We start from the raw sequence: 22,236 nt of genomic DNA, 5'->3' as shown, positions 1-22,236 counted from the left end.
TCTGCGGATTACCCGGCGCACTCACTCGTAGCGAAGCGCCTGGATGGGATTCAGCGCCGCGGCCTTGCGGGCCGGGTAGTATCCAAAGAACACCCCTACCGCGGCGGAAAAGCCCACCGCCAGCAGCACCGCGCTCAGCGGCGTGGAGGTCGTCCATCCCGTGAGCCGGGCGAGCAGCGCCGCCCCGCCAAAGCCCACCGCCAGCCCCATCAGCCCGCCCGCCACGCTCATCGCCACGCTCTCCACCAGGAACTGCGTCAGCACGTCGCGGCCGCGGGCGCCGATGGCCATGCGGATGCCGATTTCCCGCGTGCGCTCGGTGACGGAAACCAGCATGATGTTCATGATCCCGATCCCGCCGACGAGCAGCGAGATGCTCGCGATTGCCGCCAGCAGCGAGGACATCACCTTGGTGGTGGAACTCGCGGCTTCGGCGATCTCCGTCTGGTTGCGCACGGTGAAGTCGTCCGGGTTGTCGCCCAGGCGGTGCGCCTCGCGCATCAGCGTCGACAGCTCCTCCTGCGCGGCGGCCATGTCGTCGGCCGTGGCCGCGCTGGCCACGATCTGCCCGATGCGCACGTTGCCGCTCAGCCGCGTCCGCGCTGTCGTATAAGGCATGAGGATCACATCGTCCTGGTCCTGCCCGCCCGCGTTCTGCCCCTTGCCCGCCAGCACGCCGACGACGGAAAACGGTACGCGGCCGATCTGCACCTGCTCGCCCACCGGGTCCGTGCCGGGGAACAGGTTGTCCGCGACCGTCTTGCCGAGGACCGCCACTTTCCGCGATCCGCGCACGTCCGATTCGCTGAACAGTTCGCCGCTGCTCACCGTCCAGTCGCGGATCTCCGCGAAGTCCGTCGACACGCCGTTGATCATCGTGCGCCAGTTGCCTTCGCCGCCGATGACCTGCGTGCGCGTGCTGACGACGGGGGACACGCCGGCCAGCAGCGTGGCGTCGCGCTTGAGCGCTTCGGCGTCTTCCACCGTCAAGCGGCTGAACGTGCCCGCGCCCTGGCTGGCGCCGCCCGCCGTGGCCGAGCCCGGCATGACGATCAACAGGTTGGTCCCCAGGCTGCCGATGCTGTTCTTGATCTGCTCCTGCGCGCCGTTGCCGACCGCAACCATGATGATGACCGCGCCCACGCCGATGACGATGCCCAGCATCGTCAGGAGCGTGCGCATCTTGTTCTTGACGATGCTCTGCCCGGCCACCTTTACCAGTTGCCGCGTCTTCATGCCGCCTCCCGGTACTCCGCGGCCGCGTCCATCGCGGCCAGATCGTCCGCGGCGCGCCGGCGGTCATCAACCGGATGATCGCGAAGAATGCGGCCGTCGCGCACTTCCACCACGCGCCGGGCGTACTGCGCTACCTCCGGCTCGTGCGTCACGAGGACGATGGTAACGCCCTCGTCATTCAATTCCTGGAACAGCGCCATGATCTCGATCGTGGTGCGGCTGTCCAGGTTGCCCGTCGGTTCATCCGCCAGCAGCAGCGTGGGCTGCGTCACCAGCGCACGGGCGATGGCCACGCGCTGCTGCTGGCCGCCGCTCAGTTCGCTGGGCTCGTGGTCCAGCCGCCCGCCGAGTCCGACCCGCTCCAGCGCGGCGGCGGCCATGGCGCGGGTGCCCTTCCACCGGCCGCGGCGGTCGTACAGCAGCGGCAGCTCCACGTTGTCCAGCGCGCTCGTCCGCGCGAGCAGGTTGAAGCCCTGAAAGACAAAGCCCAGCTTCTGGTTGCGCAGGTCCGCCAGGCTGTCCCTGCCCAGGCTTTCCACACGGATGCCGTCAAGCGTGTAGCTGCCGCCCGTGGGCACGTCCAGGCACCCCAGCGTGTTCATCAGCGTGCTCTTGCCGCTGCCGGATGAGCCCATGATGGCGATCATCTCGCCCGGCATGACGGTCAGGTCCACGCCGCGCAGGGCGGCCACTTCCGTCTTTCCCGTCCGGTACACGCGCTGCACGTTGGCCAGTTCGATGACCGGCCTGTTTTCTGTCGATGACATGATGCGCCTCTCTCAGAAGCCGGGGCCGCCGGGCCCGCGCATGCCGGCGGGGCGCTGCGGCTGCAGCGGATTGGTGCTGGCCGATGACGATCCCGAAGCGGATTCGGTCTGCGCCTGGCCCACGATCACCTGCATTCCCGGCTGAATGCCCTCCCCCTTGACCGCGGTGCGCTGCCCGTCGGACAGACCCGGCGTCACGCGGATGCGGGACAGCTTGCCCTGCGCGTCCACCGTCCAAAGCGCGCGTCCGGCGCCGCCGCGAGCCGCGCCCGCCGTCCGCCCCGCGCCCGCCGCGCGTGCTCCCGTGCCGGCGGAACGTGCCGCCGCGCCGCCGGAGCGGGCCGCGGCGCTGTCTGCGCGGGGGATGGTGACGCCGGCCTTCTCCAACTCCTCGGCAGATGGCCGGAAGCGGAGGGCGGCGTTGGGGACCGTGAGCGCGTTCTGCTCGGCCGCCGTCTGGAATTCCACCGTCGCCGTCATTCCGGGCAGGAGCGAGCCGTCCGCGTTGTCCACCGAGACGACGGCGGTGTAGCTGACCACGTTTTCCGTCGTGGTGCTCTGCAGGCGAACCTGCCGCACGGTGCCGCTGAACGTCCGCTCGCCGAACGACTGCACGGTGAAGCTCACCGGCTGGCCGTCGTGAATCTGCCCGATGTCGCTTTCATCGACGGCGGCCAGGATCTGCATCTCGCTCAGGTCGTTGGCGATCAGGAAGAGCTGCGGCGCGCTCAGGCTGGCGGCAACCGTCTGGCCCACGTCCACGTTGCGCTCCACGACGACGCCGTCGATGGGAGCGTAGATGGCGGTATACGACAGGTTCTGCCGCGCGCGGTCCAGCGCCACCTGGGCGCTGCGCACGTTGGCGCGCGCCACCGAGTAGGCGGACTGCAGCGCGCCGAACTCCGTCGCGGTGACGATGCGCGCGTCGTAGAGCGGCTTGTTGCGCTCTACTTCCTGGCTGGCCTGCTCGTACTGCGCCTGCGAGCGGGCCAGTCCGGCCTGCGCTTCGGCCACGGCCTGCTCCTGCAGGGTGGGGTCGATGCGGGCCAGAAGCTGTCCCTTGCGGACGCGGTCGTTGTAGTCGACCAGGATCTCGGTGACCTTGCCGGATGCCTGGGTGCCCACCTGCACGGTCGTCACGGCGCTGAGCGCGCCGGTGGCGGAAACGGTGGATCGCACGTCGCCGCGTTCCACGGCGGCGAGGCGGTAGGCCGGCGTTTCGCTGGCGTCCGCCTGCTGAAAGAACCAGAGTCCTCCGGCTCCCGCCACGGTCGCCGCGATCGCGGCTGCGTTTCTGATCTTGCGGTTCATCGACGTGTCCTCCCCCTCGCGGGGCTGGCTGATTTCGATCATCTGGTCGCCTGCCGGGTCGCTTTTGGCGGCCTCCGGCGCGACGGTGCATGAAAGATATTCCGCGTACCTAAACCCACGATGAACGGGCGGGAGGTGGAGGGCGATCCGCTGATCGCGGGGCGCGGGAGAATTGGAAGGCGTTGCAGGGTGGAGGTTTGGGCGCGGGTGGCGGAGTTCGCGGGCGGCCCCCACCCGGGCCGGCACCACCGGCCCACCCTCCCCCAAAAAAGACTGGGGGAGGGTTGTCGGGGCGGGCGGAGGGTGCGGTGCGGGAAGCGGAGCGTCGCGTGAGCCGAAGTGGGTTGAGCGAATGAATCCGCCGCTCAAACTGCGGGAACCCCCGACACCGGCCGCTGGCGCGTCCGGTTCGGGGCTTCAACTGCATCGGGGAACAACACCCCGGCAGACCGCGCCGCTAGCCGAACCCGTCCCCGCGCCGAACGGCTCCCCCTCTCCCGCGGAGCGGGTGGAGGGGGTTGGGGGGAGGGGGCCCTCTCCGAACGCGCGTCAAACAGCTGCTTCACGCGGAGTTGCAGTTCTCCCCTCTCCGTGCGGCAGTTTGCACGGGGAGGGGCCGGGGGAGGGGCCTCCCAGCCGTCCGCCGGCACAGCACCATCCAAAGAACACCATTCTGGGGTGTGCTCCCTCTCCCACATCCGTTCGTGGGAGAGGGTCGTCGTGCGCAGCACGCGGGGTGAGGGCCCCAGCTGGCGGCCGCGCCCAAGCTCCGGCCCACACCGAATCCGCCGCGTCCGATCATCCACACGAGACGAAAAGGCGCCCGGCGTGATTCCCACGCCGGGCGCCTGTCGCCGTTCATCCTGATCGCGTTGTTCCGTCAGTCGGCCAGCAGCGAATCCGGCGCTTCTTCGGCGGATTCGGTAACGTAGGCGTGCACGGTGCGGCGCAGCTTCTGAATGCGGTTGCTGGCGTGCGCGTCAAAGGTGCGGTTGGCCAGCAGCACCGCCCAGGTGCCGTGCTCCGGATCCACCCACAGCGACGTTCCCGTGAACCCCGTGTGCCCGAACGCGCGCGGGCTCATGCTCTTTCCCGCCGCGCCCGTACCATCGGCGTTGGGCGTCTCCCATCCCAGTGCACGGTTGTCCGCGCCCGGCTGGCGGCGGGAAAAGGTGTCGATGGTCTCCGGCTTCAGCACGCGGACACCTTCCAGTTCGCCGCCGCCGGCCAGCATTGCCGCGAAGCGCGACAGGTCAGCCACCGTGGAAAACAATCCCGCGTTTCCCGCCACCCCGCCCAGCGCGCGCGCCGTGGGATCGTGCACCTTGCCGCGGACGGGCGTGCCGTCCGCCGTCTGCCAGGAGGGGGCGCAGCGCGCGCAGTCGGCGCCCGGCGCGTAGCCGGTGCTGGCCATCCCCAGCGGGCCATAGACACGGCGCTCCAGCATCTGCTCCACCGGCTCGCCCGCCGCCTTTTCCAGCGCGGCGAACAGCGTCACGAATCCCACGTCGCTGTACTCCACCCGCGTCTCCGGCGCGCGGCGCAGGGGCGTGCGAATGAGCGACGCCAGCTTTTCATCCGCCGTGCTGCCGCGAACGCCCGTGCCCGCCGGGAGTCCGGAAGTGTGCGTCAGCAGGTCGCGGATCGTCACGTCATCCTTGTTGCCGCCCGAAAACTCCGGGAGATAGCGCGACACGGGCGCGTCCAGGTCCAGACGCCCATCCTCGTACAGCAGCATGGCCGCCGTGGTCGTGGCCACCACCTTGGTGAGCGACGCCAGATCGTAGACGGTGCGCTCCGGATCCACCGTGGCGCCCTTCCACGTCGTCGTCCCCACACCCTCGATGAGCGACGTCGTCGCTCCGCGTCCGGCGGCGAGCGCCGCGCCGGGAAACGCACCACGCTTCACTTCGGCGCGCACGGCGTCCACGGCGCGGGTTAGCGGCGCGCGGGCCAGCGGCTTGGCGGCGGGGCGCGGCTTGAGCGTCGCGGCGGTGGCGGCAACCGGTGCGTGCACGGCTACCAGCGGCGCCGCGGCCACCGCCGAGGCGGGTGGCGTCTTCGCCATTGCCAGGATCACCGGGGCGATGCCGGCGACGGCCACTCCCGCGGCGGTGCGCCAGCGGCTCTGGATCGTACGGAGGATGGTGTTCATCCGCTCTCCCTTTCATTTCGCGCGGACGGGCGGCCCTCCCCGTGAAGACCGCCCGCCGCTGGAGTGGAACGCGCGCCGGAGCGCGCGTTGCTCATTCCCGATCAGGACCGCGAGGCGCCGCCCTGACGCTGGCCCTTCTGCCCGCGGGCGCCGCGCTCACCACGCTGGCCACGCTGGGCTTCCATTTCCGCCACGTTGCGGTCGAACTGTGCGCGCTGGTCGGCGGTCAGGATGCCGCGGATGCGCTGCAGGCTCTGCGTGCGGCGCTGCTGCATTTCGGCACGGCGTGCCTCGAACTGCTGGCGCTCCTGCTCGGTAAGCTGGCGGCGCTCTCCGCGCTGCCTCTGCTCGCCGCGCTGACCGTCGGCCTGGGCGCCCCGGGCGGGGCGCTCACCGCGCGCCGGCCGGCCCTCGGCCATGATGGCGCGCACCTGCTCCTGCTGCTGCGCCGTCAGGGTGATGCCCTGAAACAGGCGCTGTCCCGGCCCGCGGCGTTCGGCGCGGTCGCCCTGCTGGTGCCCGCGGCCGTCGTGCTGCTGCTGGGGCTGGGCCGTCTGCGCGGAGGCAGCCTGCGCCGAGGTGGCGGCGGCCAGCGCAAAGGCAAAGCCCATCAGATGATTGCGACGCATGGTTGTGTCTCTCTTCTCTGGGTTGTGGAGAAGGGCGTTGAGGCCCCTCCTCCGGAGTGGCCGCGGGCGGCAGAAGCCGTCCGGCGCCAGTCACGCAATCAACCTAGCGGCGGGTAGCTAACTGCAGGATTAACATGAGGATGAGGGAAAGATTAAGTCGTGGGGAAGCGTGTCTCGCACTGATTCTGCTGATGACGGCCGATGCCGTAGATGAGCATTCGCGGCCCGTCTGACGGCGTCCTCTGGCTGCCGTATTCCGTCACCGGTGGACGTTCGGCTCGACTCCGGCCCTGGCTCCGCCTTCAACCATTCACGTCAGCGTCCGTGCATGTATCTCACGCAACTCAGCAGCGCGGATCAGGATGTCGCGTTCCGCTGCCTCCGCGCGATTTACGAGGGCCCGTTCCTGGACGAGTTCGATTTCCAGACACGCACGGGTGTGGAACGAGGGCGCCTGCCCGCTCTGCTCGAGCGCTGGCCCGCGGCCGACGACATGGATGATGAGGGAGATGACGCGCTGCTGATCAGCAACGCGATGAATGAGATTGCGAACGGTGTGAGGCTGACCGACGAGGAGTGGCGGCGCTGGTTCGGCGATCTGCCGCGCGAAGCCGTCGGAGCATCATTGATGAGATGGAGAGAACTCCGGGATCGCAGTTGAAGCCGCGATCGTCGACGGGGCAGCGGCCGCGAGTCGGGGCTTCGCGATGTTTGAGCGGCGGATTCATCCGCTCAGGGATGCTCGCGATCCACCACAATCTCATCCGCCGAACAGAGCTTTTGCGGGTGCGTCGAAAACCGAACGTTCTATTCCATCGATGGACTTCGGTCCCTACCTGATCGGATCACGCCACGGGGAGCGGCGTCTGCACCGGGATGCGGGCTTCGAAGACGGTGCCGTGCGGACCGGTTTCCGCCAGATCCAGAACGCCGCCGTGCGCCTCCGCGATCCACCGTGCGATGGGCAGCCCCAGACCGGCGCCGCCCTCCGCGCCTGCCGCCCGCGCGCCTGCGCCGCGAAAGAATGGCTCCCACACCCGCTCGCGCGCCGCGTCGGAGATGCCCGGTCCCGTATCCGCCACGCGCAGTACGTAGACGTCGCCGTCACGCCGCGCTTCCACCCGCACCTGATCGCCGATGCGGCCGTGCTTGACCGCGTTCTCCACCAGATTGCGCAGCATGCGCGAAAGCAGGACCTCGTCGCCGTTCAGCGGCAGTTCATCCGCTGTGTCCGCGACCAGCGTTACGTCGCGGGTGGCGGCAAGCGCGCGGTGGGCACGCACCACATCCGCCACCACCTCGGCCAAGTCGGCGTGTCCGGCGCGCAGCGGATACTCGCCGGCCTCCGCGCGGGAGAGGGTGAGCAGATCATCCACAATCCGCCCCAGACGCTCCGATTCGCTCCACACCACGCCCAGCGCCTCGCGATACTCTGCCGCGGGCCGCTCGCCGCTGAGCGCCAGTTCCGTCTCCGCGCGCACCACGGCCACGGGGGTTCGCAGCTCGTGCGCGGCCTCAGCCATGAAGCGGCGCTGCTGCGCAAAAGCCGCCTGCAGGCGGTCAAGCAGATCGTTCAGCACGCGGGCCAGCGCGCCCAGTTCGTCGCGCGGATTGCCGGTGGGCAGGCGCTCGCCCAGCCGCTCCGCGCCAATGCGGGCCGCCTGCCGCGTCATGTCGCCAATGGGGGCCAGGCTGCGGCGCACCAGCAGCGAGCCGGGAACCACGGCGATCAGCAGCGTCACCCCAACCGCCAGCGCGAGCGCAAGACGGGCCTGCTCCCGCAGCAGCTGCTCCTGCCGAGTGGACGCAATGACCGCCAGCACGGAGCCGTCGCCGCGCCGCAGGGGCCGCGCGCCCACGCGCACCGGCGAGTCGCCCGGCCGCAGCCGCATGACGCGGCTCGCGGGACCGGCAACGCGGGGGCGGTCGTCCGGAGATGGTCCGCGGTCCGCCCGTTCCGAGGGGCCCCGCCCGGCGTCTGAGCTCGGGCCGTCCCTTCCGCTTCCCGCCACGCGCGGCCCCGTGTCTTCCCGTGCGAAAAGGGTGTCGTAGCGGCTCCGACCCGCGCGGCGGATAGCCGTGTCCATTCGGGTGAATTCGGCCGAATCCGGCCGCGGGGAACGGGGGCGCGCGTCCGCGCCGGCCGGCTGCGACGGGCGCCGGCTGACGGGAACGTCACGGAGCGGCGGTACGGCGGCGAACACCTCTTCCGCCACCGGCGGCCCGAACGGCGGCGGGTCCGACGCCGCCAGCACGCGTCCGTCCGGCGCGTACAGCACCACGCGCCGGTCCGGCGCGCGAAAGCGGCGGACGGCGTTTTCCAGCCCGCGCTCGCCGCGGCCGCCGGTGGCCAGCACGGCGCCGCCCGTCTCGATCAGCGACGCCGTGGCGCGCGCGGTGGCCAGGCGGTCCAGCAGGGTGTAGGTGGCGACCGCCATGGCGACGAGCGCGATGGCGAGAATGGCCGCGTACCACAGGGTCAGCCGCAGCCGGATGGAATCAACCCGGATCGCCATCTGCCTCCTGCGAAAGCACATAGCCCGCGCCGCGCCGCGTGTGGATCAGCGGCGGCGCGCCCTCCGCATCCACTTTGCGCCGCAGACGGTTGATGTAGACCTCGATCAGGTTGGACGCCGGATCGTACCGCTCGTCCCACACCTTGTCGCTGATCTCCGCGCGGCCTACGACTTTGCCCTCGTTGCGGACCAGGTACTCCAGCAGCGCGTATTCCTTTGCGGTCAGCGGGATGGCGCGCCCGCCGCGGACGGCCTTCTGCGCATTGCCATCCAGTTCCAGATCCGCCACCCGCAGCACATCCGGCGTCAGACTCTCGCCGCGGCGCAGCAGGGCGCGCAGGCGGGCGCGCAACTCGCCCAGGGCAAAGGGTTTGACGAGATAGTCGTCGGCCCCCAGCTCCAGCCCGTGGATGCGGTCTTCCACCCCGTCGCGCGCGGTCAGAATCAGCACGCGGGCAGCGTTCCCCCGCTCGCGAAGGCGGCGCAGGACCTCGAATCCGTCCGGCTCGGGGATGCCGATGTCCAGCACGATGGCGTCGTACGGATTGACGTTGGCCAGAAAGATGGCGTCCTTGCCGGTTCCGGCCACGTCCACCGCAAACGCGCTTTCGCGCAGGTAGCGCTCTACCGCGCTCGCCAGGCGGGCCTCGTCTTCCACCAGCAGAATGCGCATCGGCCGCGAATCAGAGTGTGGGGATCGTGGATGACGACGGACTCGCAAGGGTGACACCACTCGCGCCCGTGTCCGAAATCGATGGTCCGCCGGTCCGCTTTGCGACGCGTCCGTCACTTGCGCGCGGCGGGAACGGGCGCGAAGCTGAACCGTGCAGCCCGCCAATCTACCCAGCCGTACATGAACTGATGATGAACAGCATGGCCGCCCGTTCCGCCGCCGCGATTCTGCTGCTTTCCGCCACCGCGTGCGGATCGCCACAGCCCGGGCGCGTGACGGGAACGGCGTTCGTGGCGCAGAGCGCGGGCAACGACGTGAGCCTGGCGAACCTGCCCGTGCACCTGGTGCAGGACATGGAAAAGACAGAGCTGGATACGCTGCTGTCGCGCGCGTGTCCGTTCAAGGGAGCCGCCGCCGCGCCGCCCACGGCAGAGGAGGTCGCGCGGGCCTGGGCGGAGCGCGCCCGCATCCTGGGCGCGCGGAGAAAGCAGACGGTGCGCACGGATGCGCAGGCGCGCTTTGTCATGGACAGCGTGCCCGCCGGGCGCTACCGCGTGTGGGCCGACACGGTGGTGGGCGAGGACCGCTGGGCGTGGCTGGAAGAGGTAGAGGTGGAGGGCGGCGATTCCGTGCAGGTGGAGCTGAGCAACGCCAATCCCGATGAAAATCCGTTCCGCTGCCGCTACTGATCCGCGCGATGGGCTATCGGATGATGACACGGCTGCGTGTCGCGGTGATCGCCGCCGCCCTTGTCTGCGCGGCGTGCGGCGGTACGGGCGATGACGTGACGGGAACGTACATGCTGGACCAGACCGGCGGCGCCGGATGCGTGCTGGGCGCACGCGCGGAGGCAAAGGTGGCGGATCTGGTGCTGCAGTGCACGGCGGCGGGCGCGTGGGGTTCGCAGGGGACGGTGACGGGGACCGCCGCTTTGGACGACGGCGAGGCCGTGTACACGACAGCCGCTTTCGGACACGCGTGCGAGATCCGCATCCGCTTCCGCGGTTCGCGGGCCGTCGTTTCGCAGGCCGGTTCCGCACAGGACTGCGGCATGCCCGCGGGGGTGGCAGCCGCGGGCACGTATCGCCGCACCAGCCGCGATGCGTGGCGCGGTCCACTCCAATGACGCCACCCGCTCCACGGACTTCGGCGTAAGCGGCGCACACCGAATCCGCCACCGACGTCAGCGAGGGCGCGCCGGCGCGAGACCTGTCGAAACACACCCCATCTTTCGCCACAGTCCGCGCAGGCGGACTTCGCGCCGTTGTTGCCGCGACTTCAGTCGCCCCAGCCGGGCCTCGCTGAAAGCCCGGCATTCCTTCCCGCCACATCCTCAGGCCCGATGCTGATCGCCCACATCCCCGCGGGATACCTGACCACGCGCGGGCTGCTGCGCCGCTTCGCCGTGCCGGACGGTGCGCAGATGCGGATTCTGCTGCTCGGTGTGGCGGCAAGCGTGCTGCCGGATCTGGATCTGTTCTGGTGGCACTTCGTGGATCACCGGCGGCAGGTGCACCACGCCTATCTGACGCACATTCCGCTTGCGTGGATCGCCGTGTTCGCGCTCGGCGCTCTGGTCCTGATGCTCATCCGGGCACGCCGGGAGGCGTGGATCGCGGGCGCGGTGGTGGCGGCGAACGTGATGATCCACCTGATTCTGGATACTACGGCAGGCGGAATCCGGTGGGCGTGGCCGTTCTCCCAGCACGAATTCGCGCTTAGCCATCCGCCCGCCGCGCACGGCGCCTGGATCTACAACTTCGTGCTGCACTGGACGTTCGGCCTGGAGATCCTCATCACCATCGCCGCGCTGGTGGTCTGGCTGCGGGCGAGGAATCGGCGCACGGCCGGGTTCGCGCCGTCCTGAGCGAACAGGCCCTCAAACGGTGGAGAGGCCCTGGGGGTTCGCCGCCGCCGAGTTTCGGAATCCGCCATCGACGGAACAGAAAACGGGTCCCGGCATGGTGCCGGGACCCGTTCAGTTTCCGTCAGACGAGCGTTACTCCGGCTCGGCCGGGGCCGCCTGCGTGCGGTAGTGGTGCGCCAGGCGGAGGGCTTCTTCCGTCAGGCTCTTGGTGTACACGCGGGCAGAATCCGGCCCGTAGTTGCGGATCATCAGCTGCACGGCGGATTCACCCAGCACCTGCGCCACCGCGGCCGGGTTGATCTTTTCTTCCCGAAAGGTCTTCATCGTGTCCAGCATGATCTTGCGGGCCGCGTGCAGGTGCCGCTCGACCTCCGCCCTCTGCTCCTGATCCATCCGTGTTCCTCTCCCGGCCAGTTCGCCGACGACTTCTGTTTACACCCGCGGTGCGCCAAACTAATCGCCCCACCGGCCGCGGGGCAACGCGCCGCGTCCGCGATCAATCCCTCGTGTCCCGCGCCGCGCCGTACGGATCCCGTCAAAAGCGCGTCGCGGAGAGCTGCAGGTCCGCGCGGGTCCACACGGAGGCGAAGCGGGCGCGGGCAGCGTCCGCCTCTTCCGTGCGGCCCGCGGCGCGAAGTGCACGTTCCAGCCCCCACAGGCTCCATCCGTTCCCGGGGCGGTCCGCCACTGCGTCCGTGTAGACGCGCGCGGCCTCATCCGCCTGCCCCGCATCCAGAAGCGCCGCGCCCAGCCAGTCGCGGGCGGCAAAGGGGAGCGGTTCCGGCTCGTCGTACACCAGCTGGTCTTCCAGCGCGACCGCGGCGCGAAAGGCGGTGATCGCCTCGTCTGCGCGTCCGGCGGAGCGCTCCATCTCCCCGCGCAGGATGTTGCTCACCACGCCCAGCAGGCGCGCGGGCGTATGCTGGCGCACCACCATGGTCTGCGGCGTGTTCGTGGCCAGCGAGTCCACCCGCGCAAGGTAGAGGGCGGCACTGTCCGCGCGCCCACCGCGAAGGTGCGCGTAGCCGCGCCCGAACGCCCACAGGCCGCGGTGCACCGGGTGCGTGGGCGCGGCGGTGAGCGCCAGCGCGTCGTCCCAGCGCCCGAATCGCACGGCCATCAGCGCCTGGAGCGACGCACCGTCGCCCTCCGGAACGAGTTCCGCGAATCCGTTTGACGCCAGCCGCGCGACCGCAGACTGCCCATCCACCGCGGCGGCGTACGCCAGCATCATCTGGTTGTGGGCGGCGTAGACGGAGATTCCGTCCCCCGTGCGCGCGGCGGAATCCGAGCGGACCGCAAGCTGGTTCACCGTCACCGCGTCGCCCCAGCGGCCCACGCGGTTGAACGTGTGTGACGGCATGTGGTTGATGTGGCTCGCCCGCGGCATGGAGGCGGAGAGCAGCTCGCCACACGCCTCGGCCTCGCCCACGCGCGGCGTGGTTTCCGTCGCGTGGATGAAGAGGTGGCAGGCGCCGGGGTGGCCCAGGTCCGCCGCCAGCACGCCCTGGAGCACGTCCAGAATGCGGGTGACGGACGGCTTTTCCAGGCTCCAGATGCCGCGGCGAGGCTCAAGCAGCATCAGCGCTTCGGCGTACATCGTGGCCATCTGCGCGTCATTCGCGAAGCGTGCATGCACGTCCTCCATCGCCTTGGCGTACGCGGAGTCCAGCCGTGCGCGGCCGCCGGCGGGGTGCTCCGGCGCAAAGCGCACCGCCATCGCCTCCGTCAGCGCGCGCTCGGCCGGCGAGCCGCTTTCCGCGGCCAGTGCGCGTGCACGGGCGGCGGCGGCAAAGGCGGCAGGCGCGTCTTCCGCGTCCATGGGGCCGTTCAGGTACGGCGCCAGCGACCACGCCTCGCCCCACCAGCACATGGCGCACGCGGGATCCAGCCGGCGCGCCTGGGCGAACGAGCGATACGCATCGTCCGGGGCAAAGGCGAACATCAGCCGCGTCCCCTGATCGAAGTACGCCTGCGCCTCTTGCGACACCGTGCGCACGGGCCAGTGAAAGGTGCCCAGCGCCTCTCGATGGAGCGTGATCGTGGAATCCGCCACCGGCGGAGCCGCGGGCGCGGCGCCGTGTCCGCCCTCGTGCTGCGCGGGCAGCGCGGCGGGGACGGCGAGCAGGGCGGTCAGAAGCAGGGCGTTGCGGCGCATCGGTCCGGCGGGAAGGGGAGGGAGAAACGCGCGAAGCCGTTGAATCTACACGCGATCCGTGGCGTGGTCCAATCCCTTTGGACGAGGATCGTCGCCGGCACCACATCCGGCGCGGGATGGCACGCGAAAGCCCCGGGTCCGCGGGGACCCGGGGCCTGGCATCGATCACTCAGAAGGCGACGCCGTTCGCGCGCACGCCGGGGGATGACGAGAGAGAGCCGAGCGCGGTGTGCAGCACCCAGCTTCCGGTGGCGCTGGCGTCCGGGCTGCGGTTCATCGACACGCCATCGGTTCCCGCCAGGGACGAGGGATACGCGTAGGTGAATTTGACCACGCCCGAGCCGTCCTTGAGGATCACGGAATCGCCGCTGTTGCCCAGCGCGAGCGTACCGGTGGAGGCGGAAACCGCGTTGGCCAGCCCCACGGGAATCCCCGCCGCCCCGCCGAAGACGACGATCGCCTTCCCCGCGGCGAGCGTGGTGCCGGCGGCAAAGGTGTGCTTCACGCCCGCCGCGTCGCTGAGCGTCCATCCTCCGATGGAGGCGCTGGTTCCGCCCAGGTTCACGATCTCCACGTACTCCGCCGCCGTAGTGCTTCCCGGCTCGTTGGCCATGATCTCGTTCACCGTCACGCTCGCCGGCGTGGACGACGCGGTGATGCTGAACACGCCATCGCTTGCATCCGTCCGCGTGGACACGGAGGCGTCCGTCACGCGCACCTTTGCCGTCGTGGACGTCGTGGAGGGAACCGTCCACGCGTAGCTGCCGGCCGACGCGGGCGTGCTCGCGGTGATGACGCTCCACGTGGAGCCGTTCAGCGTGTACTCCAGCTTGAGGTTCGTGACGCCGGTGGAGGTCCAGGTGATGGAGCGCGCGCTTCCGGCCGCCCAGCTTTCCCCTCCGTTGGGCGCGGTGACGGTCACGCCCGCCGTCGATCCGCCGCCGCTGCCAAAGGTGTAGCGGCTGAGGACGGGATAGTGGTCGCTGGTGGTCGACGCGTAGCTGGAAATGTATGAATCCACCCGGTACACCTGCGCGGAATTCGCGACATAGGTGGCACTCAGGTCGTTGGTGACGAGGTGGTGGTCGATCATGTCGGAATAGCCGGTCGTCGACGCGATTCCCGCCAGCGAGAGGGCGCGCGTGGGGAACAGGTAGTCCGCCGCGTCGCTCACGAAGTTCTGGTACGGCGACGCCTGCCCGGAGGTGATGGAGGTGTCCACGTCGTCATTCCAGTCGCCCACGACAATCACCTTCTGCGTGGGCCAGGTGGTGTCGATGTAGCTCTTGAGCGCCGTGCCCGCGGCCTGCCGGCGAGTCCATCCCGCAAGGTCGTCGAATGCCTTCATGTGCAGCACGATGACGACGATGTCTTCCGTGGCGCCGTTCAGCGTCACGCGCAGGCGGGCCTCCAGCGGGGGGCGGCCGGCGAAGTCCGCGTCGTTGGCGGTCAGAATCACCTTTGCGCCCAGCAGCGTCGCAATGGAGCTGCGGTACAGGATGCCCACCTTCTGCTCGCTCGCGGCGTAATAGGTGGAGCCGTTGGTGACGGTCGACTCGCTCGCCAGCACGCCGCTGTAGCCGGAAAGCTGCGACTCGAGCGTGTTGAACTGCGTCTGGCTCACGATTTCCGCCACGCCCCAGATGTCCAGGTCCGCGCCGCCGATGACGTCTCTGGCGTTGCTCAGCTGCAGCGTTTCGTTCGCGGGCCCGTTGGACGCGTCGCCGAACCACTCGATGTTCCAGCTTCCCACGTCCAGCGTGGACGCCGTACCCTTGGCGGGAATGACGACGCGCGCGGCTCCGTCCGCGGGAACGGCGCGCGGCACACCGGACGGCGTATCGCACGCGGCCAGCGGCGCGCCGAGCAGGCCGGTAAGGAGCAGCAGGGCACGGGGCGAATGGGACAGGCGCATGCGCAACCTCTTGCGGGGCAGGGGGATGGGAAGTGTCGTGCAGCCGCGGCCCGCTGAGGCGGGAGCCGGCGGCCAGCAGTGTGTCAGGAATGGTCGCCTAAGGTAATGCGTGGGCTGGATGCCGGCCAGCATCCTCTCATCCCCGTTCAGATCACCGCGACACCCATCGCTTGAATCACTTTCCTTTTGCGCTTACTCTTGTCCGCTCGCCGCTTTCCTCCTGGTAGCATCAACTTCCCCCTCCGCACGCAATCCACACCGCCAATGGACACGACAACAGAATGCGTGGCGCTGGACGGCCTGGTGGATGCCGTGCGGCGCGGGGCGGAGTATCTGCGCGGCGGCACGCTCGTCCAGGACACGACGGCGGGGCTTCCCAGCGGAGCAGGCGGTGATCGCGTGGCTGGGCGCGGAGGATTCCGCCGGGCTGCGGGCCGTGTCGTACACGCGCGAAACGGCGCTGCGGCACGCCCGAGCGCGCGACCTGGACGCCGCGGGCGAGTGGCTGGTGCAGGCCCGCGAGGCGCTGGCGGCGGCGGAGCTTTCGCCGCGCGGGCGCATGCTGGCGGAGACGATGCACCACGCGGGCGAGGCGTATCTGGCGTACTGCCACGGCCAGTGGGACGCGGCGCTCCGGGAACTGGATGTCGCGCTCGATGTCGCCAACCGGGTCAGCGAGGAGCACGGATTTCCCAACGCGGAGGGGCGGCGGGTGCACCTGTCGCACATCCACCTGCGCGCCCGTGTCGCTTCCGGAGTGGATGCCGAGGGCGCACTGCGGACGGCCGCCGCGCTGTGGAACTACCTGGAGGGCGATGCGGATGCGTGGCCGCTGGCGCAGCTCGGCAGGCCGGCGCCGCCGCTGATTCCGCGCCTGCGCGCCCTTTCGCTCAACGAGATCGTCACCGAACTGGCGCTGCTGCTGGCCCGCGAGCCGGATATGGGCGGCCCCGCGGTGGAACTGCTCGCGCCGCACTTGGCGTGGCCGGAAACGGAAGAAGATCCGTTCGTTTACTGCCGCCGGTGGCTGCAAATGCGCACCGCGCTGCACGCCGGGGACGAGGCGGCGTTCATCCGCACCGCGTCGGAGTTTCTGGAGCGCGTGGACGGCCCGCGCCCGCTGCTCTGGTTCGCCGCGCTGCGCGACGCCCACGGATTCTGCGCCGGCCTTTCGGACGGGCGGGGCGCCGCGGCGGCGGCGGAGATCGCGGCGCTCTCGCCCCCCACGTTCCGCGTTCCCTCCGTCCTCGCGCTTCCCGCCACGCCCGAGCCATCCGACGCGGCACACTGGGCCTGAGCGGAGTCGGTCAGCCAAACGCGCCGTTTCATCGCCCGATCGCGTCTCGCTCCCGCGGAGTGGAACGCGGTGTGCCCGGCATGTATCTTCGGCCAGTGAACGCCATTCATCCCCTTGCCCCCATCATCCGTGAAGCTTCCGCGGCATGCGGCCATTCTGGAAATCGTCCGCACCCATCGTGTTCCGTCACAGGAGGCACTGCGCGAACTGCTGGCCGCGCGGGGCATCGAGGTGGCGCAGGCCACCCTTTCGCGCGACATCCGCAACCTGGGGCTGGTAAAGACGCCGGACGAGCACGGGGGCAGCGGATACGTGGTCCCCGCGGGCGGCCCGGACGTGGGTCCCACCCTCAGCCGCCTGCTCCCCGCGCTGTACGTGGGCGCGGACGGCGTGGGCAACCTGCTCGTCCTCAAGACGCTCGTGGGCGGCGCGCAGCCCATCGCCGTGGCGATTGACGCGGAGGGGTGGTCGGAGATCGTGGGCACCATCGGCGGGGACGACACCATCCTGATCGTGCTGCGCAGCCCCGACCACCGCGACGTCATCGTATCCCGCATCGAAGCCATCGCCGACCGGCGAACGGACAGCGGCTGACGATCATCCACGGAAAAGAAGCGCCTCACGCAGAGCAGCAGAGGCGCAGAGAAGAGAAAAAGGCAGGAGAAAGACTCGATCTTTCTCCTGCCTTTTTCCCGTTTCCGTGTCTTTTCTCTGCTGCTCTGCTGCTCTGCGTGAGATGGTCCGTAACGCCCTCCGCGGCGCGGCATCCGCCCGAAGTCACACTCCTGGAGCGACTTGCAGAGACTGTTACAGGCAAACGGGTTGACGCCCACCCGGATTGTGCATAGTATTCCGTCGTGATGAATAACTATTCTGTCGGACGGATCGGAATCCTCGGAGCGGGCGGATACGCCGGGCGCGAACTGCTGCGCATTCTGGCGGCGCACCCGCGGGCCACCATCGCCTGGGCGACTTCCGAGTCTGAAGCGGGCACCCCGCTCAGCGAACTCGTGCACGGCGCCACGGGCCCGGCGCTGGTGCGCGCGGCGGACGCGGACCTCGCGGCCTGCGACTGCGTCATCAGCTGCCTGCCGCACGGCGAAAGCGCCAAGTGGATGGAGCGGGCGCACGCGGCCGGGGTGCGGGCCATCGACCTTTCCGCCGACCTGCGGGTGCCGGGCGAGGCCACGCCCCAGTGGGCGCGGGAGGCGGTGTACGGCCTTCCCGAGCTGCACCGCGAGCGCATCGCCGGGGCGCGGCTCATCGCCAACCCGGGGTGCTATCCCACGGCGGCGACGCTGGCCCTGGCTCCCCTTTTCCGCCGCGGGCTGACGGCCGGCCCGGTGATCATCAACGCGGCGTCGGGGGTGAGCGGGGCGGGGCGGTCGCCCAAGCGGGAGCTGCTCTTTGCCGAGGTCGCGGAAGGGTTCAGCGCCTACGCGGCGGGGAACATCCACCGGCACCTGGCCGAGATGCGGTCGCAGGCCGCCGCGCTGTCGGAAGGCGCCGCGCCGGACCTCGTCTTTACCCCGCACCTGCTGCCGGTGCGCCGCGGGATCCTGGAGACGATCTACGTACCGCTGCACGTGCCGCTGGCCGGCGACCCCGCGTCGCTCTGGCTGGATGATTATGCAGGCGAGCCCTTCGTCCAGGTGTTTTCCGGCGGACGGCTCCCCTCGCTGGCCGACGTGGTCCAGACCAATCGCGTGGCCATCGGCGTCACCGCCGTCCGCGACGTCTCCTCGCCGATGCTGATCGTGGTCGCCGCCATCGACAATCTGCGCAAGGGCGCGGCGGGGCAGGCCGTACAGAACCTGAACCTGATGTTCGGCTGGCCCGAGACGGAGGCGCTGCTGTGAGGGTGATCAAGGTGGGTGGCAACCTGGCCGAGGACGCCGGGTGGATGAGCGAAGTCGCGCGGGCGGTGGCGGCATCGGGGATCGAGACGGTTCTTGTCCATGGCGGCGGCAAGGAAGTGTCGGACCTGCAGCGCGTGCTGGGGCTGGAGCCGGAGTGGCGCGACGGACTGCGGGTGACCACGCCGCGGGTGATGGATGTCGTGCGCATGGTGCTGAGCGGATCGGTGAACAAACGCTGGGCCGCCGCGCTGCTGAACGCCGGCGTGGACGCCATGGGCGTGAGCGGCGAGGACGCCGGGCTGCTGAATGGCCGCGTCTCCCACGGCGGAGCGCTGGGCCGCACGGGCGAACTGACGCAGGTGCGCACGGAGCTGGTTCACGGGTGGCTGAAGATGGGATTGACGCCCGTCATCTCCCCCGTCTCGCGCGCCCCCGACGGCGGCGGCCTGAACGTGAACGCGGACGACGCCGCGGCGGGGATCGCGGCGGCGCTGGCGGCGGATGAACTGCTCTTCGTGAGCGACGTGTCCGGCGTGCGCAGCGGGGGAACCGCGGTGAGCGCGCTGGATGCGGACGAGGCGGACGCGCTCCTCTCCAGCGGCGAGGCGGCGGGCGGAATGCGGCCCAAGCTGCGCGCGGCGCTGCGGGCGGCCGAGTCGGTGGGCGCGGTGCGCATCGGCGACCTGGAAATGATTACGGACGGCGCCGCGGGAACGCGGATTCACCACGCACGGGAGACGGCCCATGCCGGCGACTGAGACCGCATCCGCCCTGCTGGGCGTGTACAAGCCCGCCGAGCCCGTCTTTACGGGCGGCGAAGGCTGCTCGCTGATCGCCGAGGACGGGCGGCGCTACCTGGACTTCGTGGGCGGAATCGCCGTCAACGCGCTGGGCTACGGCGACACGGACGTGGCTGACGCCATCCGCGGCGCACTGGACGCGGGGCTCATCCACACCAGCAACCTGTACCGCACCGGCCCGGCGGGCGAGCTCGCCTCGTGGCTGGCGGCCCACTCCTTTGCCGACCGCGTGTTCTTCTGCAACAGCGGCGCGGAGGCCAACGAGGGGGCGCTCAAGTTCGCGCGGCGCTGGGCGCAGGGGCGGCAGTACGAGGTGCTCGCCTTTCACGGCGGTTTCCACGGGCGGACGATGGGCGCGCTCGCCGTCACCGACCGCCCGGCGTACCAGGAGCCGTTCCGCCCGCTGATGCCGGGTGTGCGCTTCGCGAACGTGGGCGACGTGGAGGGCGTGGAGGCCATCCTCCGCACCCGGCGCGTGGCGGCCGTCATCATCGAGCCGATCCAGGCCGAGGGCGGCGTGCGCGTTGTTCCGCCCGCCTTCCTGGCCGCGCTGCGGACGCTGTGCGACGAGCACGGCGCGCTGCTGGTTTTTGACGAGGTGCAGACCGGGCTGGGCCGCACGGGAACGCTGTGGGCGCACGAGCAGGCCGGCGTGCGGCCGGACATCATGACGCTTGCCAAGCCGCTGGCCGGCGGGCTCCCCATGGGCGCGGTGCTGATGACGGAAGCCGTCGCGGCGTCGCTGCAGCCGGGGGACCACGGGACGACGTTCGGCGGCGGGCCGCTGGTGGCGTCGGCCGCGCTGGCGACGGTGCGCAAGCTGGGCGCGGACGTCTTTCTGGCGGATGTGCGGCGCAAGGCATCGCTGCTGGGCGACCTGCTGGGCGCGCTGGCCCTGCGCCACGAGTGCATCCGCGACGTGCGCGGCGCGGGGATGATGTGGGGCATCGAGACGGACAATGCGGGCGCGGTGGTGAACCGCGCACTGGAAGCCGGGCTGCTGGCGTGCACCGCGGGGGCGGACGTGGTTCGCCTGCTGCCGCCGCTGATCGTGAGCGACGACGAGCTGCGCCGTGGCGTGGCCATCCTGGAGGAGGTGCTGGAATGCTGACGCAGATCGGCGGTGGGACCGCGATGCTGGACCTGGCGCCCGTGACGCCGGGGGAGACGGTGACGATCCGCGCCGCCACCATCAGCGACATGCTGCAGGTGGAGCCGCTGATCAACTACTTCGCCGCGCAGAACCTGATGCTCCCCAAGACGCGGGAGCAGCTGGTTCGCCTGTTTCGCGAGTTCGTGGTGGCGGTGGACGAGCAGGGCCGCCTGCTGGGGTGCGGCGGGCTGCGCTGCTTCAGCCCCGAGCTGGCGGAGATCATCTCCCTGGCGGTGAGCCCGGCGGCGCAGGGGCTGGGCGTGGGCGGAATGATCGTGGACCGGCTGGTGGAGGACGCGGAAGGGCTGGGACTGACGACCGTGTTCGCGCTGACGCTGCGCGACGGCTTCTTCCATCGCCTGGGCTTCCGCACCGTGCCCAAGGAGATGTTCCCGGCCAAGGTGTGGTCCGACTGCCGGAACTGCCCGAAGCTGACCGCGTGCGACGAGATCGCGGTCGTAAAGGAAGTGCGGTAGTGCGGGGTGCGGGGTGCGTGAGTGCGAGGGAAACTTCGGATCGCGCACCTGGCACCTGGCACTGAGCACTCGGCACTGAAGTACCGCGCCGGACCACGCAGCGCACCGTCGCCGACGCACTGACGCACTCACGCACCCAGCACTAACGCACTTTTTTTCTCTCAGGAGATCGACATATGCCGAACCCCACCCCCCGCCCCCGCATCGTCCTGGCCTACTCCGGCGGGCTCGACACCTCCATCATCGTGCCGTGGCTCAAGGAGAACTACGGCGGTGACGTGATCTGCGTGGCCGCCGACGTCGGCCAGGCAGAAGAGCTGGACGGGCTGGAAGCCAAGGCCATCGCCAGCGGCGCCGCCGAGTGCTACGTGCAGGACCTGCGCGAGGAGTTCGTGACCGGCTTCGTGTGGCCCACGCTGCGCGCCGGCGCCACGTACGGCCGCAAGTACCTGCTGGGCACCAGCATGGCGCGCCCCATCATCGCCAGGGCGCAGGTGGAGATCGCCCGCAAGGTGGGCGCGACGCACCTGGCCCACGGCTGCACCGGCAAGGGCAACGACCAGGTGCGCTTCGAGCTCACCTACGCCGCCCTCGCGCCGGACCTGCCGGTGATTGCCCCGTGGCGCGAATGGGACATCCGCTCGCGCGAGGACGCCCTGGCCTACGCGGCGGAGCACAAGGTTCCCGTCGCCGCCACGCGCGAAAAGATCTACTCGCGCGACCGCAACCTGTGGCACGTGAGCCACGAGGGCGGCCCGCTGGAGGATCCGGCCCACGAGCCCGAGAGCGACCTGTTCCTGCTCACCCGCTCGCCCGAGAGCGCGCCGGACCGGCCCGCGTACGTCACCATCGAGTTCCACGAGGGCTACCCCGTGGCCGTCAACGGCGAGGCGCTGGGCCCGGTGGAGCTGATCGGCGTGCTGAACGAGATCGGCGGCGAGCACGGCATCGGCCGCATCGACCTGGTGGAAGACCGCCTGGTGGGGATGAAGTCGCGCGGCATCTACGAAACGCCCGGCGGCACCATCCTGTACGCCGCGCACTCGGAGCTGGAGCAGCTCGTGCTCGACCGGCGCACGCTGAGCCTCAAGGACATGGTGGCGCCGCGCTACGCCGACCTGGTGTACGAGGGCCGCTGGTGGACCACGGAGCGCATTGCGATGGACGCCCTGGTGGACGCCACGCAGAAGCGCGTCTCGGGCTCCGTGCGCCTCAAGCTGTACCGCGGCAGCGTCACCGTCGCGGGGCGCGAGTCGGCCAACTCGCTGTACGACGAACGCTTCGTGACGTTCGGCGAGGACGACGTGTACCAGCAGGCAGACGCGGCGGGCTTCATCCGCCTGTTCGGCCTGTCCGCCCGGGTGGCCGCGCTCAAGGAGCAGGAAGCCGCCGTTGCGCCCACCCTTGCCGCCGCGGACTGAACC

21 protein-coding genes are annotated in these 22,236 nt (G+C 70.2%); 11 read left to right on the top strand and 10 right to left on the bottom strand.

The features are described 5' to 3' along the window. Window positions 1-21: 21 nt before the first annotated feature. From HNQ61_RS16725 to HNQ61_RS16705, 5 genes are all read right to left on the bottom strand, one after another. Window positions 22-1,236: an ABC transporter permease gene (locus HNQ61_RS16725; protein ID WP_170032522.1), complete on the bottom strand. Its 1,215-nt coding sequence runs from the start codon at window positions 1,234-1,236 to the stop codon at window positions 22-24. Beyond that, a complete protein-coding gene (locus HNQ61_RS16720) occupies window positions 1,233-2,003 on the bottom strand; it encodes an ABC transporter ATP-binding protein (protein ID WP_170032520.1) in 771 nt (256 codons plus the stop codon). The genes HNQ61_RS16725 and HNQ61_RS16720 overlap by 4 nt, the downstream gene beginning before the upstream one ends. A gap of 12 nt (window positions 2,004-2,015) precedes the next feature. Further along, window positions 2,016-3,356: an efflux RND transporter periplasmic adaptor subunit gene (locus HNQ61_RS16715; RefSeq protein ID WP_170032518.1), complete on the bottom strand. Its 1,341-nt coding sequence runs from the start codon at window positions 3,354-3,356 to the stop codon at window positions 2,016-2,018. Between the two features lie 838 nt (window positions 3,357-4,194). Continuing rightward, window positions 4,195-5,469 carry a serine hydrolase domain-containing protein gene (locus HNQ61_RS16710; RefSeq protein ID WP_170032516.1) on the bottom strand — a complete coding sequence of 425 codons (1,275 nt, stop codon included), beginning with the start codon at window positions 5,467-5,469 and terminating at the stop codon, window positions 4,195-4,197. Between the two features lie 101 nt (window positions 5,470-5,570). Beyond that, window positions 5,571-6,098: a Spy/CpxP family protein refolding chaperone gene (locus HNQ61_RS16705; RefSeq protein ID WP_170032514.1), complete on the bottom strand. Its 528-nt coding sequence runs from the start codon at window positions 6,096-6,098 to the stop codon at window positions 5,571-5,573. A gap of 265 nt (window positions 6,099-6,363) precedes the next feature. Here HNQ61_RS16705 and HNQ61_RS16700 point away from each other — a divergent pair, with 265 nt between their 5' ends. Next, window positions 6,364-6,759 (top strand): hypothetical protein, encoded by a 396-nt coding sequence (locus HNQ61_RS16700; protein ID WP_183685716.1) that lies wholly within the window; start codon window positions 6,364-6,366, stop codon window positions 6,757-6,759. A 184-nt stretch (window positions 6,760-6,943) separates the two neighbouring features. On the opposite strand, the gene HNQ61_RS16695 is transcribed toward HNQ61_RS16700, so the two are convergent. After that, entirely contained in the window at window positions 6,944-8,614 is a 1,671-nt protein-coding gene (locus HNQ61_RS16695; protein ID WP_170032510.1) for a HAMP domain-containing sensor histidine kinase, read from the bottom strand. Continuing rightward, window positions 8,598-9,287 carry a response regulator gene (locus tag HNQ61_RS16690; protein ID WP_170032508.1) on the bottom strand — a complete coding sequence of 230 codons (690 nt, stop codon included), beginning with the start codon at window positions 9,285-9,287 and terminating at the stop codon, window positions 8,598-8,600. The genes HNQ61_RS16695 and HNQ61_RS16690 overlap by 17 nt, the downstream gene beginning before the upstream one ends. Before the next feature lie 188 nt (window positions 9,288-9,475). Between HNQ61_RS16690 and HNQ61_RS16685 the strand changes: the two genes are divergently transcribed. The 3 genes from HNQ61_RS16685 to HNQ61_RS16675 all read left to right on the top strand — a co-directional run bounded on the left by HNQ61_RS16685 (window position 9,476) and on the right by HNQ61_RS16675 (window position 11,154). Then, on the top strand, window positions 9,476-9,976 hold the full coding sequence (locus HNQ61_RS16685; RefSeq protein ID WP_170032506.1) for a hypothetical protein: 501 nt from the start codon (window positions 9,476-9,478) through the stop codon (window positions 9,974-9,976). Between the two features lie 20 nt (window positions 9,977-9,996). Next, window positions 9,997-10,413, top strand: coding sequence for a hypothetical protein (locus HNQ61_RS16680; RefSeq protein WP_183685714.1), 417 nt, complete (start codon window positions 9,997-9,999; stop codon window positions 10,411-10,413). A gap of 216 nt (window positions 10,414-10,629) precedes the next feature. Next, window positions 10,630-11,154, top strand: coding sequence for a metal-dependent hydrolase (locus tag HNQ61_RS16675; protein WP_170032502.1), 525 nt, complete (start codon window positions 10,630-10,632; stop codon window positions 11,152-11,154). Between the two features lie 132 nt (window positions 11,155-11,286). Here HNQ61_RS16675 and HNQ61_RS16670 read toward each other — a convergent pair whose 3' ends face one another. From HNQ61_RS16670 to HNQ61_RS28305, 3 genes are all read right to left on the bottom strand, one after another. After that, entirely contained in the window at window positions 11,287-11,547 is a 261-nt protein-coding gene (locus tag HNQ61_RS16670) for a hypothetical protein (RefSeq protein WP_170032500.1), read from the bottom strand. A gap of 142 nt (window positions 11,548-11,689) precedes the next feature. After that, window positions 11,690-13,312 (bottom strand): tetratricopeptide repeat protein, encoded by a 1,623-nt coding sequence (locus tag HNQ61_RS16665; protein WP_170032498.1) that lies wholly within the window; start codon window positions 13,310-13,312, stop codon window positions 11,690-11,692. A gap of 169 nt (window positions 13,313-13,481) precedes the next feature. Beyond that, window positions 13,482-15,227: a lamin tail domain-containing protein gene (locus HNQ61_RS28305; RefSeq protein WP_205761228.1), complete on the bottom strand. Its 1,746-nt coding sequence runs from the start codon at window positions 15,225-15,227 to the stop codon at window positions 13,482-13,484. A gap of 391 nt (window positions 15,228-15,618) precedes the next feature. On the opposite strand from HNQ61_RS28305, the gene HNQ61_RS16655 reads away from it, so the two are divergent. The 7 genes from HNQ61_RS16655 (at window position 15,619) to HNQ61_RS16625 (ending at window position 22,233) form a co-directional block, all read left to right on the top strand. Next, window positions 15,619-16,524 (top strand): hypothetical protein, encoded by a 906-nt coding sequence (locus HNQ61_RS16655; RefSeq protein WP_170032495.1) that lies wholly within the window; start codon window positions 15,619-15,621, stop codon window positions 16,522-16,524. Window positions 16,525-16,653: 129 nt separating this feature from the next. Beyond that, window positions 16,654-17,118, top strand: a complete 465-nt coding sequence (locus tag HNQ61_RS16650) for an arginine repressor (RefSeq protein WP_205761226.1) — start codon at window positions 16,654-16,656, stop codon at window positions 17,116-17,118. 266 nt (window positions 17,119-17,384) lie between these two features. Then, on the top strand, window positions 17,385-18,383 hold the full coding sequence (gene argC / locus HNQ61_RS16645) for an N-acetyl-gamma-glutamyl-phosphate reductase (protein WP_170032493.1): 999 nt from the start codon (window positions 17,385-17,387) through the stop codon (window positions 18,381-18,383). After that, on the top strand, window positions 18,380-19,141 hold the full coding sequence (gene argB, locus HNQ61_RS16640; RefSeq protein WP_170032491.1) for an acetylglutamate kinase: 762 nt from the start codon (window positions 18,380-18,382) through the stop codon (window positions 19,139-19,141). The genes argC and argB overlap by 4 nt, the downstream gene beginning before the upstream one ends. Continuing rightward, the gene (locus tag HNQ61_RS16635; protein WP_170032489.1) at window positions 19,128-20,294 is read left to right on the top strand and encodes an aspartate aminotransferase family protein; all 1,167 of its coding nucleotides are present in this window, start codon (window positions 19,128-19,130) and stop codon (window positions 20,292-20,294) included. The genes argB and HNQ61_RS16635 overlap by 14 nt, the downstream gene beginning before the upstream one ends. After that, window positions 20,288-20,812 (top strand): N-acetyltransferase, encoded by a 525-nt coding sequence (locus tag HNQ61_RS16630; RefSeq protein WP_205761216.1) that lies wholly within the window; start codon window positions 20,288-20,290, stop codon window positions 20,810-20,812. The genes HNQ61_RS16635 and HNQ61_RS16630 overlap by 7 nt, the downstream gene beginning before the upstream one ends. Window positions 20,813-20,988: 176 nt before the next feature. After that, window positions 20,989-22,233 carry an argininosuccinate synthase gene (locus tag HNQ61_RS16625; protein WP_170032487.1) on the top strand — a complete coding sequence of 415 codons (1,245 nt, stop codon included), beginning with the start codon at window positions 20,989-20,991 and terminating at the stop codon, window positions 22,231-22,233. Window positions 22,234-22,236 lie beyond the last annotated feature (3 nt).

The organism is Longimicrobium terrae (assembly GCF_014202995.1).
Taxonomy (GTDB): Bacteria; Gemmatimonadota; Gemmatimonadetes; order Longimicrobiales; family Longimicrobiaceae; genus Longimicrobium; species Longimicrobium terrae.
The sequence above is the reverse complement of the archived record's forward strand: the minus strand, read 5'-3'. Positions and strand labels throughout refer to the sequence as shown.

Excerpts from the sequence above, each read along its gene's own strand:
- HNQ61_RS16630 (WP_205761216.1), top strand. The coding sequence starts at position 20,288 with ATGCTGACGCAGATCGGCGGTGGGACCGCGATGCTGGACCTGGCGCCC.
- HNQ61_RS16690 (WP_170032508.1), bottom strand. The coding sequence starts at position 9,287 with ATGCGCATTCTGCTGGTGGAAGACGAGGCCCGCCTGGCGAGCGCGGTA.
- HNQ61_RS16715 (WP_170032518.1), bottom strand. The coding sequence starts at position 3,356 with ATGATCGAAATCAGCCAGCCCCGCGAGGGGGAGGACACGTCGATGAAC.
- HNQ61_RS16665 (WP_170032498.1), bottom strand. The coding sequence starts at position 13,312 with ATGCGCCGCAACGCCCTGCTTCTGACCGCCCTGCTCGCCGTCCCCGCC.
- argC (WP_170032493.1), top strand. The coding sequence starts at position 17,385 with ATGAATAACTATTCTGTCGGACGGATCGGAATCCTCGGAGCGGGCGGA.
- HNQ61_RS16670 (WP_170032500.1), bottom strand. The coding sequence starts at position 11,547 with ATGGATCAGGAGCAGAGGGCGGAGGTCGAGCGGCACCTGCACGCGGCC.
- HNQ61_RS28305 (WP_205761228.1), bottom strand. The coding sequence starts at position 15,227 with ATGCGCCTGTCCCATTCGCCCCGTGCCCTGCTGCTCCTTACCGGCCTG.
- HNQ61_RS16675 (WP_170032502.1), top strand. The coding sequence starts at position 10,630 with ATGCTGATCGCCCACATCCCCGCGGGATACCTGACCACGCGCGGGCTG.
- HNQ61_RS16625 (WP_170032487.1), top strand. The coding sequence starts at position 20,989 with ATGCCGAACCCCACCCCCCGCCCCCGCATCGTCCTGGCCTACTCCGGC.
- HNQ61_RS16710 (WP_170032516.1), bottom strand. The coding sequence starts at position 5,469 with ATGAACACCATCCTCCGTACGATCCAGAGCCGCTGGCGCACCGCCGCG.
- HNQ61_RS16685 (WP_170032506.1), top strand. The coding sequence starts at position 9,476 with ATGATGAACAGCATGGCCGCCCGTTCCGCCGCCGCGATTCTGCTGCTT.
- HNQ61_RS16680 (WP_183685714.1), top strand. The coding sequence starts at position 9,997 with ATGATGACACGGCTGCGTGTCGCGGTGATCGCCGCCGCCCTTGTCTGC.
- HNQ61_RS16720 (WP_170032520.1), bottom strand. The coding sequence starts at position 2,003 with ATGTCATCGACAGAAAACAGGCCGGTCATCGAACTGGCCAACGTGCAG.
- HNQ61_RS16705 (WP_170032514.1), bottom strand. The coding sequence starts at position 6,098 with ATGCGTCGCAATCATCTGATGGGCTTTGCCTTTGCGCTGGCCGCCGCC.
- HNQ61_RS16725 (WP_170032522.1), bottom strand. The coding sequence starts at position 1,236 with ATGAAGACGCGGCAACTGGTAAAGGTGGCCGGGCAGAGCATCGTCAAG.
- HNQ61_RS16635 (WP_170032489.1), top strand. The coding sequence starts at position 19,128 with ATGCCGGCGACTGAGACCGCATCCGCCCTGCTGGGCGTGTACAAGCCC.
- HNQ61_RS16695 (WP_170032510.1), bottom strand. The coding sequence starts at position 8,614 with ATGGCGATCCGGGTTGATTCCATCCGGCTGCGGCTGACCCTGTGGTAC.